Source organism: Candidatus Nitrosotalea sp. FS, assembly GCF_011319475.1.
Lineage (GTDB): Archaea > Thermoproteota > Nitrososphaeria > Nitrososphaerales > Nitrosopumilaceae > Nitrosotalea.
Map to the genome: position 1 here is coordinate 1 of NZ_RCMC01000012.1, position 17,197 is coordinate 17,197.

12 protein-coding genes and 9 pseudogenes are annotated in these 17,197 nt (G+C 38.0%); 11 read left to right on the top strand and 10 right to left on the bottom strand.

Annotated elements, in window-relative coordinates:
* Positions 1–966 precede the first annotated feature (966 nt).
* Positions 967–1,173 (bottom strand): hypothetical protein, encoded by a 207-nt coding sequence (locus DYY66_RS00135; protein WP_166285143.1) that lies wholly within the window; start codon positions 1,171–1,173, stop codon positions 967–969.
* Positions 1,174–2,877: 1,704 nt separating this feature from the next.
* Between DYY66_RS00135 and DYY66_RS00150 the strand changes: the two genes are divergently transcribed.
* Both DYY66_RS00150 and sat read left to right on the top strand, forming a co-directional pair.
* Positions 2,878–3,597: a phosphoadenylyl-sulfate reductase gene (locus DYY66_RS00150; protein WP_166285149.1), complete on the top strand. Its 720-nt coding sequence runs from the start codon at positions 2,878–2,880 to the stop codon at positions 3,595–3,597.
* A gap of 96 nt (positions 3,598–3,693) precedes the next feature.
* Positions 3,694–4,824, top strand: a pseudogene (sat, locus tag DYY66_RS00155) (sulfate adenylyltransferase); the annotation flags it as partial.
* Positions 4,825–5,642: 818 nt separating this feature from the next.
* Here sat and nth read toward each other — a convergent pair.
* Positions 5,643–6,260: an endonuclease III gene (nth, locus tag DYY66_RS00165; protein WP_166285173.1), complete on the bottom strand. Its 618-nt coding sequence runs from the start codon at positions 6,258–6,260 to the stop codon at positions 5,643–5,645.
* A 95-nt stretch (positions 6,261–6,355) separates the two neighbouring features.
* Here nth and DYY66_RS13450 point away from each other — a divergent pair.
* From DYY66_RS13450 to DYY66_RS00175, 3 genes and pseudogenes are all read left to right on the top strand, one after another.
* A partial coding sequence (locus DYY66_RS13450) for an aconitase X (RefSeq protein ID WP_255495932.1) occupies positions 6,356–6,957 on the top strand: 602 nt, incomplete at its 3' end.
* A 1-nt stretch (position 6,958) separates the two neighbouring features.
* Positions 6,959–7,439 (top strand): annotated as a pseudogene (locus DYY66_RS13455) (aconitase X); the annotation flags it as partial.
* A complete protein-coding gene (locus DYY66_RS00175) occupies positions 7,436–7,819 on the top strand; it encodes an aconitase X swivel domain-containing protein (protein WP_166285155.1) in 384 nt (127 codons plus the stop codon). The pseudogene DYY66_RS13455 and the gene DYY66_RS00175, both read left to right, overlap by 4 nt.
* On the opposite strand, the gene DYY66_RS00180 is transcribed toward DYY66_RS00175, so the two are convergent.
* From DYY66_RS00180 to DYY66_RS13475, 6 genes and pseudogenes are all read right to left on the bottom strand, one after another.
* Positions 7,814–8,277: TIGR00296 family protein (locus DYY66_RS00180; RefSeq protein ID WP_166285175.1), on the bottom strand; the 464-nt coding region annotated here is incomplete at its 5' end. The genes DYY66_RS00175 and DYY66_RS00180 overlap by 6 nt on opposite strands.
* A 79-nt stretch (positions 8,278–8,356) precedes the next feature.
* Positions 8,357–9,033 (bottom strand): annotated as a pseudogene (locus tag DYY66_RS15450) (AMMECR1 domain-containing protein); the annotation flags it as partial.
* A gap of 20 nt (positions 9,034–9,053) precedes the next feature.
* A complete protein-coding gene (locus tag DYY66_RS13460; protein ID WP_309223940.1) occupies positions 9,054–9,584 on the bottom strand; it encodes an NFACT RNA binding domain-containing protein in 531 nt (176 codons plus the stop codon).
* Between the two features lie 5 nt (positions 9,585–9,589).
* Positions 9,590–9,910: pseudogene (locus DYY66_RS13465) on the bottom strand (NFACT RNA binding domain-containing protein); the annotation flags it as partial.
* A 124-nt stretch (positions 9,911–10,034) separates the two neighbouring features.
* Positions 10,035–10,226 (bottom strand): annotated as a pseudogene (locus DYY66_RS13470) (hypothetical protein); the annotation flags it as partial.
* Position 10,227: 1 nt separating this feature from the next.
* Positions 10,228–11,033, bottom strand: a pseudogene (locus DYY66_RS13475) (NFACT family protein); the annotation flags it as partial.
* 733 nt (positions 11,034–11,766) lie between these two features.
* Between DYY66_RS13475 and cbiT (DYY66_RS00200) the strand changes: the two are divergent.
* The 6 genes and pseudogenes from cbiT (DYY66_RS00200) to DYY66_RS00240 form a co-directional block, all read left to right on the top strand.
* Positions 11,767–12,118, top strand: a 352-nt coding sequence (gene cbiT / locus DYY66_RS00200) for a precorrin-6Y C5,15-methyltransferase (decarboxylating) subunit CbiT (RefSeq protein ID WP_166285179.1), incomplete at its 3' end; no start/stop codon positions are given.
* A gap of 1 nt (position 12,119) precedes the next feature.
* Positions 12,120–12,644, top strand: a pseudogene (gene cbiT / locus DYY66_RS00205) (precorrin-6Y C5,15-methyltransferase (decarboxylating) subunit CbiT); the annotation flags it as partial.
* Between the two features lie 32 nt (positions 12,645–12,676).
* A complete protein-coding gene (cobI, locus tag DYY66_RS00210; RefSeq protein ID WP_166285161.1) occupies positions 12,677–13,399 on the top strand; it encodes a precorrin-2 C(20)-methyltransferase in 723 nt (240 codons plus the stop codon).
* Positions 13,392–13,642: SAM-dependent methyltransferase (locus DYY66_RS15455; protein WP_394352509.1), on the top strand; the 251-nt coding region annotated here is incomplete at its 3' end. The genes cobI and DYY66_RS15455, both read left to right, overlap by 8 nt.
* Position 13,643: 1 nt before the next feature.
* Positions 13,644–14,385, top strand: a pseudogene (cobM, locus tag DYY66_RS00220) (precorrin-4 C(11)-methyltransferase); the annotation flags it as partial.
* Positions 14,386–15,514: 1,129 nt separating this feature from the next.
* Positions 15,515–16,156: a Snf7 family protein gene (locus DYY66_RS00240; RefSeq protein WP_166285167.1), complete on the top strand. Its 642-nt coding sequence runs from the start codon at positions 15,515–15,517 to the stop codon at positions 16,154–16,156.
* A gap of 184 nt (positions 16,157–16,340) precedes the next feature.
* Here DYY66_RS00240 and DYY66_RS15375 read toward each other — a convergent pair.
* Together DYY66_RS15375 and DYY66_RS00250 are read right to left on the bottom strand one after the other, a co-directional pair.
* Positions 16,341–16,535: pseudogene (locus tag DYY66_RS15375) on the bottom strand (uracil-DNA glycosylase family protein); the annotation flags it as partial.
* Between the two features lie 198 nt (positions 16,536–16,733).
* A partial coding sequence (locus DYY66_RS00250) for a uracil-DNA glycosylase family protein (protein WP_304515728.1) occupies positions 16,734–16,955 on the bottom strand: 222 nt, incomplete at its 5' end.
* Positions 16,956–17,197: the final 242 nt, after the last annotated feature.

A 17,197-nucleotide genomic window follows, 5' to 3' on the forward strand; every position in this document is an offset into this window, starting at 1 on the left:
ATCCAGTCAATTTTTTTCTCCAATGCTTCAACAATGGAATATGTTTTTCCGTCCTTGCCTAGCACTTTGTCAAGAGATGGATCAGAGCTTGCATGTGAGATTATTCTTCTTTCTCCAGTCATCTCTGAACTACTGAAGGCTTTCTTGTAATTTTCCAAAGTTATTTTCTTTGTTGACTTGTTTCCTGTTATCATCCAATATCCAAAGCTTTCTACATTTTCAACCAGTTTCTCCGTGTCTGATTTGGGCTTGGAATGTGTTATCTTGCCATNACTGTCTACACTTTCAACTAGTTTTTCTGCATCTGATTTGGGCTTGGAATGTGTTATCTTGCCATTTGAAAAATGACCCACATACACAACTTTTTCTTTTAATCTTTCAGGAAAGTTGAGATTGTATTCGCATATGGTATAAGGAGGAGGAGAGTCTGCAATCACTATCTTTGTTGCTCTTTCAATATTGTTTGATACATATCTGACTCCGGGATAAAGATAAAATCTAGATGCCCAGAGCTTTGGTCTGAACTGGTTTGTGATGAAGACACACTTGACGTTTCTTCTTTGTGCAATTGCATTTGATCCTACGTCGCCGTCATTTACTACCAGATCAAATTTTTGATTATTGTATAGTCTACCTTCATTTCTTAGGTATTTGGTTACAACTGAAAGTAGAGGAGGCCTTCCAGATACTGGCAGGAGAAAATTAAGAGATGATAAAGCAATGCTTGGACCCTTTTNTTTGGCCTGAACTGGTTTGTGATGAAGACACACTTGACATTTCTTCTTTGTGCAATTGCATTTGATCCTACATCGCCATCATTTACTACCAGATCAAATTTTTGATTATTGTATAGTCTACCTTCATTTCTTAAGTATTTGGTTACAACTGAGAGAAGGGGAGGTCTTCCAGATATCGGTAAGAGAAAATTAAGTGATGATAAAGCAATGCTTGGACCCTTTTTGCCATCTATGGGTGTGGGCATCTCGATATGGTGAATTGTATCTCTTTTTTCTGGGCAAATTTTTGCATAAGCTTTTGATAAATCTCGCCACTGCTTGTATAATGCATCTCAACATTGTCTCTCATTGTATCCTGAATTGTCTCGTCTAGATGCATCATTCTTGTAAAATGACCATTTCCCCAAGGATAGATGAATCCCCCTATCTTTTTCATAAAAGCAAGTAAATCCGACCGGTTTAAATTCTCAATGATTTGTTTTCAATGAATCAATTATATCGTATATGTTCTTTGGACCTGCAGTAACTGTAATTCGCTTGAGAGTCTTTAGCGCATCTTTTGCGTGTCTTGATACAATAGACGTGGAGATTTTACTATAATTGGTATGTTTTTTACACAGATCCTCCAAATTAGAAATATATTTTTCTAATCCTATCTCTTTTGCATTCTCAAAGATTTCAGAATCAATTCCCGAAAGAGAAAACCATGGAATGATCTTGTTTTGGGTTACCATGTTTGCGTTATATTCGCAAAAAGACACTGGGAAGATCATGGGTGATATGCCCAAGGAAATTCTTCCAATCTTTTCCCTTGACGCTATTGATATCGTCAACTGGGTTATTGCGCTAATTGTAGCCGGCAGTCCTGAAGACCCATTCATCTTACATACGTGAAGAATAATTTTTTCTTCAATGATTCTTGGCAGTATCCTGTTTATGANAGAAAGAGAAAACCATGGAATGATCTTGTTCTGGGCTACCATGTTTGCGTTGTATTCGCAAAAAGACGCTGGGAAGATCATGGGTGACATGCCTAAGGAAATTCTTCCAATCTTTTCCCTTGACGCTATTGATATCATCAACTGGGTTATTGCACTAATTGTAGTAGGTAGTCCTGAAGATCCATTCATCTTGCATACATGAAGAATTATTTTTTCTTCAATGATTCTTGGCAGTATCCTGTTTATGATCTTCACTAGTTTGAGCAGATCTGATTCATTACGATAGCAAACCAGAATCTTTACCTCAAAACCTATCTTTATGGTCTGAAGGCAATCTATCGCAGAGAGCTCATCATGAATACAACAAAGAATTTTTTCTTTTTGAGAATTATATGGAAGGCCGCCTAATCCCTTGTCGATAAAAATACAGACATAAGCATACAAATCTGTCAAGTAAACGTATACCAATCTATCATNAATCTGATTCATTACGGTAACAAACCAAAATCTTTACCTCAAAACCCATCTTTATGGTTTGAAGGCAAGCTATTGCAGATAACTCATCATGAATGCAACATAGAATTTTTTCTTTTTGTGAATTGTATGGAAGGCCGCCTAATCCTTTATCGATAAAAATACAGACATATGCATACAAGTCTGTCAAGTAAACGTATACCAATCTATCATGATTTGATTCTGAACCAGGTTTTGCCTCAAGAGACGTACACTTGTCTACTAGCATAGCAGTAGCTGCACCCTCTAGATCTTTTGCCAAGAACTTTCTAGTCTTTCCATCAATTTTGACATAAAATTTCTCTCCCTTTAAGAGCAGACTCAAAGCAGTATTTGTAATGACTGACAAAACAGATTCAAAGTTGCTATCTATTTCCTTTGCAATTGCAATTTTGTCTATTCCAAATAAAAGATTCACCGATGATGAAGCAAGAACCGGATCAGCTGCTTCCACGATAATCAATGATTCATTTTTCCTTACACCATCATGACGTTGGTCTCTCATCTTTAGAATTTTTGAGATATTTGTTGAAAGATTGTTTATTTTGTTCAGAGAATACATGGATGGAAAAATAACAAGCACAGTTTTTTCTGACATTGTGTTTTCATTGTTTATCTTATTTATAACTCTAAAACGTCACTGTTTTACCTAAATAATTATATGACGAATGATGATAATTTTTATCATGTCAAAGTTTACTGCTACACAGATACAGCAGTTAAATGAAAGTCTAAAAACTCCTCAAGAAGTTTTGAAATGGTCATTAGACAATCTACATCCTAGAATAGCTATGGCATCAAGTTTTGGTGCAGAAGATGTTGTCGTAATTGATATGCTGATGAAGATAAACCCGAAAGCAAGAGTCTTTACTCTTGATACTGGAAGACTCAATCAAGAAACATACGACGTCATGGATGCAATACGTAAAAAATACAATGTAAATCTAGAAGTGATGTTTCCAGATCAGAACGAAGTGGAACAAATGGTTCGCGTAAACGGATTGAATCTATTCTATGATAGTGTAGGCAATAGAAAGCTCTGTTGTGGTATAAGAAAAGTCCATCCGCTAAATAGGATTCTTTTGACATTGGATGGATGGATTACGGGATTAAGGGCAGATCAAACTGAGGTAAGATCAAGCGCAAATAAAATAGAATTTGATGAACAACACAACGGCATCATCAAGATAAATCCTATAATCGAATGGACCTGGGAACAAACCTGGGATTATATCAAAAAACATGACATTCCATATAACAAATTGCATGACAAGGGATTTCCTAGCATTGGATGTGAGCCATGTACACGCGCAATCAAATCTGGAGAACCACTCCGAGCAGGACGTTGGTGGTGGGAGTCTGACTCACAAAAAGAATGTGGATTGCATGCGGACCACGGTAAGTGATATAATTGGCAAACATCGGTGTAGCAAAGCCACACGGTGGCAAACTAGTAAACAGAATTGCAAACAAAGATCCAAACCAGTTGTTTTCAGTTGCTNGTTGGTGTAGCAAAGCCACATGGTGGCAAATTAGTAAACAAAATTGCAAACAAAGATCCAAACCAGTTGTTTTCAGTTGCTGTTAGCTTTGATCTGGCAAATGATATCGAAAACATTGCTGATGGAATTTTTAGTCCGCTTGAAGGATTTCTAGTACAAGAAGATTTTGATAAAGTAGTTTCTCAAGGTAGGTTAGCAAATGACTTGCCATGGACAGTTCCAATCGTACTTGATGTAGACAAGGACACTGCTACAAAGATGAAAGATGCTGGAGATGTTGCACTGAATGTAGGTGGGAAAAATTTTGCAATTTTACATGTAGAAGATGTCTATACTTTTGATAAAAATTTAGTTTCAAGCAAAGTCTATGGTACATCTGATCCAAAACATCCCGGCGTGGCAAAAACTATGGGCATGAAAGAGTTTCTTGTCGGTGGAAAAATTGACTATGTAAAAAGATCAGATGAAACTCAAATCAGAAGATACAGGAAGACACCTATTGAAACAAGAGATTTCTTCCAAAAGGCTGGATGGAAAACAATTGTGGCATTTCAAACAAGAAATGTTCCACATGTTGCACATGAGATGCTTCAGAAAGCCTCTCTTAATACGCATGATGGACTATTTGTGAACCCTCTTGTAGGAAAGAAAAAGTCAGGAGATTACAAAGATGAGGCAATTGTTGCTTCTTATGAGACTCTCATATCTCATTATTATCCTCTAAACCGATGTTATCTTGGTACCTTGCATACAGAAATGAGATATGCAGGACCAAAAGAGGCAATACATCATTCTATAATGAGAAAAAACTTTGGATGTACCAATATCATCATAGGACGAGATCATGCAGGTGTGGGTACATACTATGATCCATTTGCTTCACAAAAGATCTTTGACTTGTATCCTGACATTGGCATTGAACCAATTTTCTTTCCTGCATTTTTCTATTGTAGAAAATGTCTGTCATTTGCAAGCGAGCGAAATTGTCCGCATGGTGCAGAACATCAAGAAAGCCTGAGTGGCACAAAACTTAGAGCAATGATTCTTGACAAGCAGAGTCCCTCTGAATACATGATGAGGCCCGAAGTATTCCAAGTCCTAACAAAGTTAGCTAATCCATTCGTAGACTAGATTTTTATTGAAATGATATCATTGCAGATCATGCGTGTCTTGCTAGCTGTGCTCTTGTTGGCAGGTTCATTTTTACCTGTTTATGCTCAAGAATCAACCATGAACAAGTCTGAGCGATATGATTCCCTTCAAGTGCCATATACTGCATTTAATGTCTATAGCAAAAATGCTACACTCTTCAAGCTTGATCACGAGCATGTAACCAACTGGGAACTTGAAATGCAAAACAAGCTCCAGTATACAAATCAAGAAGGAAATGTTGTAGTAAGATTGTATGAAGATATTCATACGCAAAAGTTTATCGAAATTGGAATGGGAGGTCAGCCTGATTATCGATTCTGGGTTGCAGTAAATACTCCTGAAGNGGATATTCATACACCAAAGTTTATCGAAATTGGAATGGGAGGCCCACCTGATTATCGATTCTGGGTTGCAGTAAATACTCCTGAAGACGGATACTTTATGATTCACGATGAAAAAAAGATTGGCTGGACTCCTGACAAACTTATCACAGCAACTCACTCAAGCAGTGGTGGTCTCACTGTAAGTGTTGGATCAAAGGAAGCAGTTTCCAACCTGGATGTAGCCGGCTTTACTATGAGAGAGTTTACTGTTTCTGGAATGAACTCGGCTTCTGATCCTCCACCAGTAGAATCCGGTGCATTGACTTTTAGTATTCTTTCTGGAGATCCATCTCAAAATATAATCTTCTACATGCCATTTATGGTACTTGCAGTAACAGTAGCATTGATTGTTGTATTGTTAAAAACAAAGAACCGAACCGAAGAAACAAAAAAAGTCTCTGAAAATAAATCACCCTAGCTTTTGATATTTTTGTAATAGTTACAGTCTTTTTTTATCTGACAGACAGAACACATCGGTGAAATTGGCTTGCAAATATTTTGGCCATACATGACAAAAGTATCGTTTATTCTAAGCCAATGTTTCCGAGGAATTTTTTTCATCAACTCTGTCTCTGTCTCTTCTGGGGTTTTTGTTTGCACCAGTCCTAGTCTATTAGAAATTCGATGCACATGTGTATCAACAGGTATTGCCGGTTCATCAAAAGCATAAACTAGAACACAATTTGCAGTCTTTCTTCCAACTCCAGGCAAATTCAATAAATCTTCCATGGTCTTAGGGACCTTTCCTGAATATTTTGAATCTATGATTGATGCAACCTCGATTATTCTTTTTGCTTTGACATGATAGAAGCCTGTTCGCTTGATTATCTTTTCAACATCTGATAACTTTGCTCTTGCAAGCGCGTTTGCAGTCTTGTATTTTGAGAACAATACCTTGACCACAGCTGCTGTGCTCTCGTCTCTTGTTCTTGCAGAAAGTATTGTACCTATCAAGATGCTTAGAGGACTTCCATTTTCAGCCTCGCGTAGTTCCCTGAGAGCTGTCATACGAGGTGGCTTGACAGAATTCATTGTTGAGATCATACCGTCTAAAATTCTTCTGATCTTTTCCAATTGATGTTATGTTGAACACACAAGTATTATATCTGTTATAACAAAGGCGTGTATTGGAACTAACAAGAGAAGAGGAAGCAGCACTTGATGGAAAGCAAGGCGAAACTCTTGCCCTTGCATATCGCACTCTTGTAGCAATTGGGGAAGCATCAGGTGCAGATAGATTAATTCCAATCGAGTGGGCTCACTTGTCTGGAGTCAATTATAATACAATAGGGGATGCAGGAAAAGAATTTCTTGCAAATCTAAGCCAAGATGCCAAATTCAAGGTAAAAACAACAGTAAATCCAATGGGGTTTGATTTTGATTCAGTTTCACGATATCATCTTGATGACAAGTTCATTGAAAATCAGCGTAGCATCAAGAACTCTTATGAAAAAATGGGAGTCATTCCGTCATATTCTTGCATTCCATATGAAATCTTTGATGTTCCAAAACAAGGAACTCATGTTTCTTTTGCAGAAAGCAACGCTGCAATCTATGCAAACTCATTTTCTGGACTCAAGACAAACAAAGAAGGTGCATTTAGTGCTCTTGCCAGTGCACTTACGGGAAAAAGTCCATACTCTGATCTAAGAGATGACAGCGTAAGAAAACCAAACTTGACAATTCGTATGAAGGTAGAATCATGTGATGAGCTAACCTATGGAATGCTNTTGCAAATCCTTGTGTGCTGGTATGGGTACATCTGGTGCTTGTGGCATGTTCACGTTTGGCGAAGAAGAAGGTGAGAAGATTGATTTTGATAAAAATGAGATGCAAAAAATTCATGATGAACTTAATACTTCTGAGAAAGGTGATTTGATAACACTTGGCAGTCCTCAACTTGGCATTGAAGAGATTGGCGATCTGGCCTCAATGCTAAAGGGAAGGTCGTTTCAAAAACGTTGCATGATATTTTGTCCACGTGCAATTCAAGGGCAAATAAGAGATTTAGGTTATTCCAAGGAGATAGAACGAGCAGGCGGAGAAATCTTGTATGATTGTTGTACTTGTCTGTCTCCACTAGTTGATAACAAAGAGGTAGATTCTGTTGTTACAAATAGTGTCAAGGGTGCATACTATCTGAAAAGTTCTAACAAGGTCGATGTAAATCTCAAAAGTCTCAAAAGAATTGTGGAGGAGGAGACAAGATGAACGTCAAGGTAATTGTTCGAGGAAAAACAAAAGGTCCGCTACTTGTAGCTAAAAATCCGATAAACTTTCTTGGCGGAATTGATAAAAAGACAGGCATAGTGCATGACAAAAAACATGATCTCTTTGGAAAATCAATTGGAGACAAAATTCTTGCATTTCCTTTTGGAATAGGAAGCAGTGTTGGTGCATATACTTTGTATTCTCTAAAGTATAACAAGTGTGCACCGCTTGCCATGATCTGCATAAAGGCTGATTTGACAACAGCATCTGGATGTGCGATATCAAATATCCCATTAGTTGTTGTAAGCAAAGATGATTATGATTTGCTGCAAGAAAATAAAGAAATAACACTTGATGCAGTTGAAGGAAAAATTTTATAATTCTAGTCTCTTGACAGGCCCGTTTGGTTTTGTCTCTTTGAATATGATTCCCTCAAATCTTGAAATCTTTACACTTTTTTGTTTCCAATGACTGGAAGGCGCCCCAGCTTTTTCACACGTGTGATTTAGAAACTCTGTCTCATTCCAGCCATATTCAACAGGAACCTGAGGTAAAAGCAATCCTGACCCAAGCTCCCATTTTACAATGAGCCCATCTCTGCCTATCTTTATCATTTTAGGATACTCTGAGGTATCATTGACTTTGATCTCAACAGGCGGAGTCAGTATAGTAACTTCAAACGTGATATCGTCTAGTTCCTGTAACCTCACAGGTGGAAAGCGAGGATCCTCTGTAGATGATGCAATGGCTGCGTCTACAAGCGACTGGTGCAGTATCCTGTCAGGAGTTGGAAATCCAATACATCCTCTTAGATTGTCTTCTTTGTCTAGTGTAACAANAGACTGGTGCAGCATCCTATCAGGAGTTGGAAACCCTATACATCCTCTTAGATTGTCTTCTTTGTCTAGTGTAACAANAGAGACTGGTACAGCATTCTGTCAGGAGTTGGAAACCCTATGCATCCTCTCAGGTTGTCTTCTTTATCTAGTGTAACAAATACTCCTGACTTGAATGAAAACCTGGATTTGATATCATTTGATAATTCGATTTTTTCCCCCTCTTTGATGTATTGTGTAACAACTAGGCGTGCAGTCTTTACCAATGTTTGACCGTCTTCATCTGATACAATCAATTCCATTCTATCATTTAATCTGGATACAAACTCTTGAAGTTTTTCAAAATGGGTTCCCTCCCAGTAAATCTTTTTGCAGGAATCACACATCCAAAACTTTTTTTCTCGTTCCAAGACTCCTTCTGGAATCTTTCCTATGATTCTGTATTTTTCAACTGGCTGCAAAATTCCATTACATGCAATGCATCGGGAATTGTTTGTATCCATCACAAATTTATCAAACTTGATCTTTGCATTTATCTGCATAATTTGTTCAAGCTCATCACTTCCTCTGATGAGGACACATCCAATGTTTTGTTTTTCTGCATTTTTGCTTAACTGCTCATCTTTTGTTAGGATTATACGTTTTTCATTTTTTGCTATCAAGATTAGCTTGTCATCTTCAATTGAGGAAAAATACTTGGAATCATATCCTAGTATTCTCAATTTCTTTGCTAGATTACCTAACATTGAATCTACCACAAAATTTGGTTTGTCTGCGCTCAATTGTATGCCTCCCCCTGACCTGCTTCTACTATGTGGCTCTCACCTGCAGGAAGGACTCTTATGAAATCATCAATTGAGATTGCTCTCACGATATCTTCTTTTTCTTTGAATTTCATGAATTCTAGTTTTATTTTCTTTGCAAACTCTGTCATGTCCATCCCGGATGGCTCTATGGTGATGTAATAGATGCAATTTTTCTTTATTGCTTGCGGTGTTCCGCTCATCAAAAGATAACTCTCATCTTTTTCATACAGACCGATTGACAGTTGCAATGAAGTTACTTGTACAAAGTTTCTAGATCCCTCAATTACAAATGATCCTTTTGCGATGAACTGTCCGCTTGGTGCAGCAGTCTTGACCTGATCTGGCTTTATCCAATATGCATTTAATCCGTATACTCCTGCTCTCCATGCCCTGCTAAAACATACTGTAGCCTGTGCGACTTCTTTTGCACTGGCAAGATCATTTTCTGTACTTTCTCGTAAAAGGAAGAATGGCGATCCTACAATCTCTGCATGAAACACCATGTCGNAACTTCTTTTACACTGGCAAGATCGTTTTCTGTACATTCTCTTAAAAGGAAAAATGGCGATCCTACAATCTCTGCATGAAATACCATGTCGTTCTTGTTGAGATGTTTTCTTATCACTGCTGAATTTGATGATGCATCACGTCCTCCTATTGCTAGATGGCCATCTGATGTGATGAACCATCTGTATCTTTCAAACCATTCCTTCTTTTTTTGAACTGCAAATACTATGGAATTCTGTGCAACACTTGCTTGCTTTTTGACAAGCTCCAAACTTTTCTCAGTCTTTTTCTTTTCTAGATTGATGGTATCAGTTGCCCTCATCTGTTTCTTTGACTCGTTAAATAATGTCGACGCAATTGCTTGGATTGATGAATTGGCGTCAATTTTTATTTTTTCACCGTTGACGTTTATCAGAAAAATACCGCTCTCTCTTGCAGTTTGTGANCGATGTTATGCCTGTATATGATATCTCAAGAAGCGCCTTTGCAACACTAGAGATTGAACTTGATCTTTCCTTTACTAGCAAAATTGCCTTGTTCTGTTCCTCAAGTTTGTGTTCAAGCTCGATGATCTTCTGGTTTGCTGTAGTGGATTGCGATGATTTTCCTTGTTCAAGAAGATTCTCTGAAAAAAGTGTNCCCTCCATGAAGCTAGGCACTTTCATTACATTAGTTCTTTGACCCATGTCACCAAGAGCTACTGGGATGACATCTGAACTTTTTGTATCCCGTATTATGTATGCGTCATGATCCCCGGTTGTCACTTTATCAATTAGGCCTTTTGTTGCATGAAAAATATCTTCAACTTCCTTGTCAGATAATGTATTTCCTAATTTCTCTGGATTCAAATTGCTTATCTTGACTATCTCTTCGGCATATTTTCCTGGAAGTCCCAGTGTTCTTCCTATCCATCTTACAACTGGTGCAGAACTTGTCTTGATCTCTTGGATATTTTCTTTTGTAACTTCTAAAATGTTTAATCCAGAAGATGGAGGAGGAACATAATTCAATCCTACTGCAAGCTTTCTGTGTCGTACATCAATTGAATGCAACAAGGAAAGAATTTTCATTTCTTTATTACACAATATGATATTGCCGTCTCCGAAGAACTCTCCAACCAAGATAAATTCTTGGTCAAATCCTGAAAATGTCATGTAGACAATTCTTTCGCTGCCAAGCTGTTTTATCTCTGATATCTTGCTTCGCAAAAGATCATTTCTTAATCGTTTTATCAGCCGGTTCTCTTCCATTTGATTTATTTTTATGCCAGTTACCCACAAGCCAAAAGTTGAGAACATTATGAGTAAATCTGGCTTTTCTGCATGATGCAATTTGAAAAGAATGCTACTGCGACTTACACCGTAAATGTTGCTTACATAATAGTCCTTTACTTGCTTGTTCATCTCTGTAATTAGATAACGTAGTTCTATACCTGCAAGCGTCATGATACCTAACTCTTCTTGACGCTGATTATACCTTTACTATTGTAACCAAACATTTTAAACGGGATTAAACCGAGTGATTTTGAAAATTTAGTTGGTAAGACATCCAAAGAAAAAGGGAGATGAAAAACCCGATGTTGATGATAATACAAAGGACAATCCTGTAGGCTCACCAGGTACTAGCCAAACCGAAGAATCAAAGGTAAAAGGTGGACTGGATAAATTATTCTGGCTACGGGTAGGTATGGGAGTGCTAGCCGGATCCCTTTCTGCAATTATTGGAAACGATCAAGCAGAATCATCTAGAGTAGCGCTGGGATTTGGAATAATGATAATCTTATTTGTTGTTTCATATGCAGTAGCAAAATCTATGAGGATTCCTATTGCGATATCAGACAAGAAAAAACTCATTACAACAGGGTATGGAANTGTAGGTATGGGAGTGCTGGCCGGATCCCTTTCTGCACTCATTGGAAACGGTCAAGTCGAATCATCTAGGGTAGTACTGGGATTTGGAATAATGATAATTTTATTCGCTGGTTCATACGTAATAGCAAAATCTATGAGGATTCCTATTCCAATCTCAGACAAGAAAAAACTCATTACAACAGGATATGGAAGCTATTTTTTGATGTTCATCTTTTGTTGGATTTTGGTAAATACACTAATTCATCCCGATGTGGGAATTGCAACAGTCAGGTAGTTCTAAATATTAACCAGGCTTCAGGTAAACTAAATGTGGAAACATCGCACTCCTGGAATTCCTGATGAATTATTTGAAAGAGTAGAGGATGTACCAATTACAAAAGAAGAAGTTCGAGTTATACAGATAAGCAAGGCAAGACTCTCAGCTGGACAGACAGTATATGATGTTGGATGTGGAAGCGGGTCGATATCAATCGAGGCTGCAAACCAGGTGGGACCTTCTGGCAAGGTCTTTTCAATAGACATTGACTCAAATGCAGTCGAACTTACAAAGAAAAACTTGGAAAAATTCCAGATATCTAATGTGTCTCTAATTCTGGGAAACGCTATGCAAAAAATTAACGAGCTGCCAGTGGCAGATGCCATATTTATCGGAGGAACTGNACAAAAGAGGAAGTTCGAGTTATACAGATAAGTAAGGCAAGACTCTCAGCTGGGCAGACAGTATATGATGTTGGATGTGGAAGCGGGTCGATATCGATCGAGGCTGCAAACCAGGTGGGATTCTCTGGCAAGGTCTTTTCAATAGACATTGACCAAAATGCAGTAGAACTTACAAAGAAAAACTTGGAAAAGTTCCAGATATCTAATGTGTCTGTAATTCTAGGAAATGCTATGCAAAAAATTGACGAGTTGCCAGTGGCAGATGCCATATTTATCGGAGGAACAGGTGGGGAGACTGCTGACATAATAAAACTGTGTGAATCAAAACTAAAACAGGGAGGAAGAATAGTGATAGGAACCATTTTGGTTGAAACACTGTATTCTGTGCTAAATGTAATTGAAAAGCTAAAATTTTCATCAGTTGATATCATTCAGGTAACCATATCCAAGAGCAAAAAAACTTCGACTGGCACCATGTTCCTTGCAAGAAATCCTGTTACCATAATATCTGCAACCAAAATCTAGATTTTAATTAGGTACAATTTTGATTGCAATCAATGCCTGATCTTATCTGTGTTGGATGCGGACCTGGCGATCCAGAGCTTTTAACGGTAAAAGCAGTAAAAGCAATACAAAATGCCGAAGTTATTGTATGTCCTACCTCTAAGGAAGGAAAACCAAGCATTGTTTATTCTATTATTGAATCACTAGTAGACAAGTCAAAAAAACCCGAAGTTGTCAACCTGGTATTTCCAATGGTAAAAGAAAAAGACACACTTGAAAACAGTTGGCTCCAAAATGCCCAAGTCATTGCAGAAAAAGTTCTTTCTGGAAAAAAAGTAGTCTATCTTACAGTTGGCGATCCATATCTTTACAGCACATGGATATACATTGACAGAGAATTACAAGGAAAATATCCACAGATTAAGATAAGCGTCATACCGGGAATTGTTTCCATGTTTACTTTTGCATCAAAAGTTGGAATCAGTCTTGCAGAAGGTGCAGAGACCATGGCAGTGATTCCGTCTTGCTATGATCTATCGCGAGTAAAGGAGACTGCAAAAAATTGCGATACCATGATATTTCTAAAAGACGGGAGATACTTTGATCAAGTGATAGCATTACTTCGAGAAGCTGGATTTCCAGACAGCTCAATCTTTGCAATTGGACAAGACATTGGAACTGACCAGGAGATAATCAAAAAGTTAACACTGGGTCAAGTTACAAAAGATACCATGACTACAAAATATTTTTCAATAATGGTGGTAAAGCGTGCATAAGGTATACTTTGTAGGCTGCGGCCCAGGAGATCCCGAACTGATAACAATAAAGGCAAAAAAACTAATTCAAAAGGCTGACGTTATAGTTTACTCTGGATCGTTAATTCCACCAGAGATTATCAAGATGTGCAAAAAATCACAACTCCATGATGCTGCAAAACTTGTACGAGAAGACATCTTCAAGATTCTAAAAGAGAATGCACTGAAAGGAAAACTTGTTGTAAGATTGCATGACGGGGACCCNTGGCCCAGGAGATCCTGAACTGATAACAGTAAAGGCAAAAAAACTGATTCAAAAGGCTGACGTTATTGTATATTCCGGGTCACTAATTCCACCAGAAATCATCAAGATATGCAAAAAATCACAACTTCATGATGCTGCAAAACTTGTAAGAGAAGATATCTTCAAGATTTTAAAAGAGAATGCATTGAAAGGAAAACTTGTTGTAAGATTGCATGACGGGGACCCAAGCATCTATGGTGCAATCAGGGAGCAAACAGACAATCTAAAAAAAGAAGGAATAGACTATGAGGTAGTACCTGGAATCACGTCATTTTTGGCATCAGCTGCTGCACTTGGGTGTGAGCTCACACTGCCAGGTGTCACTCAGACAATCATTGTAACAAGGGCTGAATCGCGAACCAAGGTTCCAAAGCGAGAACAAATTTCAGAGCTTGCCAAACACAAGGCCACATTGATATTTTATCTCAGCATTCATCTCCTACCAAAGATCGTACAAGAGGCAATCAAGGGTGGATATCCCAAATCAACACCTGTTGGAGTGGTTTACAGGGCAAGCTGGAGTGATGAGAAGAAAATAACGGGAACACTAGAGGATATTGCAAAAAAGATACGCGATGAAAAAATAACAAGGACTGCAATTATCATAATTGGAGATGTTGTAAATCCAAAATCATACGAGTATTCAAAACTGTATGACAAGACATTTACTCATGGATACAGAAAGGCCCAAGTAAAATCATAATGGATTCACTTTGTTTTTGATTCCTATTTTTTGTAATTGTTTTTGAAACGCATCAACATCTCCTGATGTATAAATTTTTAATCTAGATTTTGTTGATTTGTGTTTTGATATATTTGCAACACGTTTAGCTACTGTATCTGCAGGATCTAGAAATGTTATACCTGGAAACAATTCTTTTAGAATTGGCACAAGAAATGGCAAGTGTGTGCTTGATAATGTAAACACATCTATATTATTTTNCACGCTTAGCCACTGTATCTGCAGGATCTAGAAATGTTATGCCTGGAAACAGTTCTTTTAGAATTGGCATAAGAAATGGCAAGTGTGTGCTTGATAACGTAAATACATCTGTATTATTTTCTACATATGGCTTGATGATTTTTTGTATAGTATCTTTTGATAATTGTTTTTGCGAAATGAATTTTCCGGATTCCACCAAGTCTACAAGTGGAGTTGCATTAATCTTTGTGACATCAATCCTGGATGGAATATTTTTTTTAATGTATCTGTCAAGTGTCTTGCTTTTTACAACTGATCTTGTTGCAAGTATGCCAATCTTTCCTGATCTTGTTTTGGATGCAGCNGACCAAGTCTACAAGTAGTGTTGCATTAATCTTTGTTACATGAATCTTGGATGAAATATTTTTTTTGATGTATCTATCAAGTGTCTTGCTTTTCACAACTGATCTTGTTACAAGTATGCCGATTTTTCCAGATCTTGTTTTGGATGCAGCCTCCTTTAGTGGTGGATATACTCCAATTATCTTGTCTTTTTTTTCTATGTGCAACAACAACGATGGTGTGTTGGAGCCAACTACTATAACATCTGGAGAAAATTTTTCTTGCAATTTTGAAATTGTGGACTGTATTATTTTGTCAAGTTGGGGTACAGTCTTGGTGCCATATGGGTAATTTTTTTGGTCTGCAAAATAGATTATTTCTGCCTTGATTCTTTTTTGTATTGGTTTTATCACTGAAAGTGAACCCATGCCAGAATCAAAGACTGCTATCTTTGCCATTATACCATCAAACCACAAAAAGAGTGATTTACGTTTTGTTAGCTAAATTTAGCCTAGTGTTGAGGAATGTATACACCTTCCATTAAGAAGCAACTTTTGGACTACCCCGCATGACCGGCTTCGATAAGACCTGGACTCGACCTGAGTCTGTTGGTATATCAGAAAAATTACGTGAAACTGTAAAACCACAAGGCGCTCTAAAACCTAGGATTGAGCAAGCTGTGAACAAGTTACAGGGTCAAATATCGAAGATGGATTCTATGTTGGGCAAACTGAGAGAAAGAGATGCTCAGTTGTTCAAGAGAATCGTAGCCGCAATGCAACATCACGATGCAGCAACAAGTAGAGTTCTGTCAAACGAACTAGCTGAGATTAGAAAAGTGTCAAAGATGTTAGGAAATGCTAGAATGGCATTAGAGCAAGTACAATTGCGTCTAACCACAATACATGACCTCGGTGATGCAATGGTAGCAATCGCCCCTGCAATGTCCACAATGAAAGGACTCAAATCATCACTTGGAAGGTTCATGCCAGAAGCAGATTCTGAACTCAATGCAATGACACAGACTCTCAATGGTTTGATGATGGACTCACTAGCAGGTGGAGACTTTAGCGTCGACACTGATGCATCAAACGAAGAGACAGAAAGGATTTTGCAAGAAGCATCTGCAGTTGCAGAACAGCAGATTGGCGACAGATTCCCATCAGTTCCATCACCCTCCGGCGTATCGTCACAATCAACATACGAGTAGGGAAGCTCGGATGGGGAGACTGGCGAATGCGTCTTCTTTTTATCTTCTTTTTACAAAAAACCTTGGCCTGATCTGAAAATTCTATCTTGAATCCTTTTGTGTGATTCTATGAAAGGGTGTTTCTTGCATCTGAAAACACTGAGGACCATTGGTTCCATGTCAGTCTTCCAGTCTGTGTATTCTNTGCATCTGAAAATACAGAAGACCATTGGTTCCATGTCAATCTTCCAGTCTGTGTATTCTGTCTGCTTGGATGGTATGAACAAATGACAATATACTTTTCATGGGTAAATTTTGCACCATGAGAGAATTTAGCGTGTTTGATATCTAATAACTTGCAACATGTATCAAATGCTATCCTGCCAAGACAAACTATCACCTTGATATTTNCGAACAAATGACAACAAATTTTTCATGAGTAAATTTTGCACCATGTGAGAATTTGGCGTGTTTGATATCTAATAACTTGCAACAGGTATCAAACGCTATTCTGCCAAGACAAATTATTATTTTTACATTTTGCAGTATACGTAGCTCCTCTACAAGANTTTTACATTTTGCAGTATACTTAGCTCCTCTACAAGAAATGGAAAACAATTGTCAAGCTCTTCCGTGTAGGCTTGTTTTCAGGTGGGGCACAGCGTGCTGATGCGGTAATGTATGCATCAGTTAACTGTAATCCATCATCAATTTTCTGACTGGAAGGCTTGTTTGCAAAACCAAATGTAAAAAGAACTTTTGCAACCCAATCACCTGAACTGTCTCCTGTGAACATCCTTCCTGTTCTGTTTCCACCATGNAAACTATCACCTTGATATTTTGCAGTATATTTAGCTCCTCGACAAGAAATGGGAAGCAATTGTCAAGCTCTTCTTTTGTAGGCTTGTTTTCAGGTGGGGCACAGCGTGCTGATGCGNTTTGTAGGCTTGTTCTCAGGTGGTGCGCAGCGTGCTGATGCGGTGATGTATACGTCAGTTAACTGTAATCCGTCATCAATTTTTTGACTGGAGGGCTTGTTTGCAAAACCAAAAGTAAAAAGAA

Bases quoted from the DNA above. Each gene is read 5' to 3' on its own strand.
- nth (WP_166285173.1), bottom strand. From the start codon at position 6,260: ATGAATTCTGTCAAGCCACCTCGTATGACAGCTCTCAGGGAACTACGC.
- DYY66_RS00135 (WP_166285143.1), bottom strand. From the start codon at position 1,173: ATGAAAAAGATAGGGGGATTCATCTATCCTTGGGGAAATGGTCATTTT.
- DYY66_RS00175 (WP_166285155.1), top strand. From the start codon at position 7,436: ATGAACGTCAAGGTAATTGTTCGAGGAAAAACAAAAGGTCCGCTACTT.
- DYY66_RS13460 (WP_309223940.1), bottom strand. From the start codon at position 9,584: ATGGTGTTTCATGCAGAGATTGTAGGATCGCCATTCTTCCTTTTACGA.
- DYY66_RS00240 (WP_166285167.1), top strand. From the start codon at position 15,515: ATGACCGGCTTCGATAAGACCTGGACTCGACCTGAGTCTGTTGGTATA.
- cobI (WP_166285161.1), top strand. From the start codon at position 12,677: ATGCCTGATCTTATCTGTGTTGGATGCGGACCTGGCGATCCAGAGCTT.
- DYY66_RS00150 (WP_166285149.1), top strand. From the start codon at position 2,878: ATGTCAAAGTTTACTGCTACACAGATACAGCAGTTAAATGAAAGTCTA.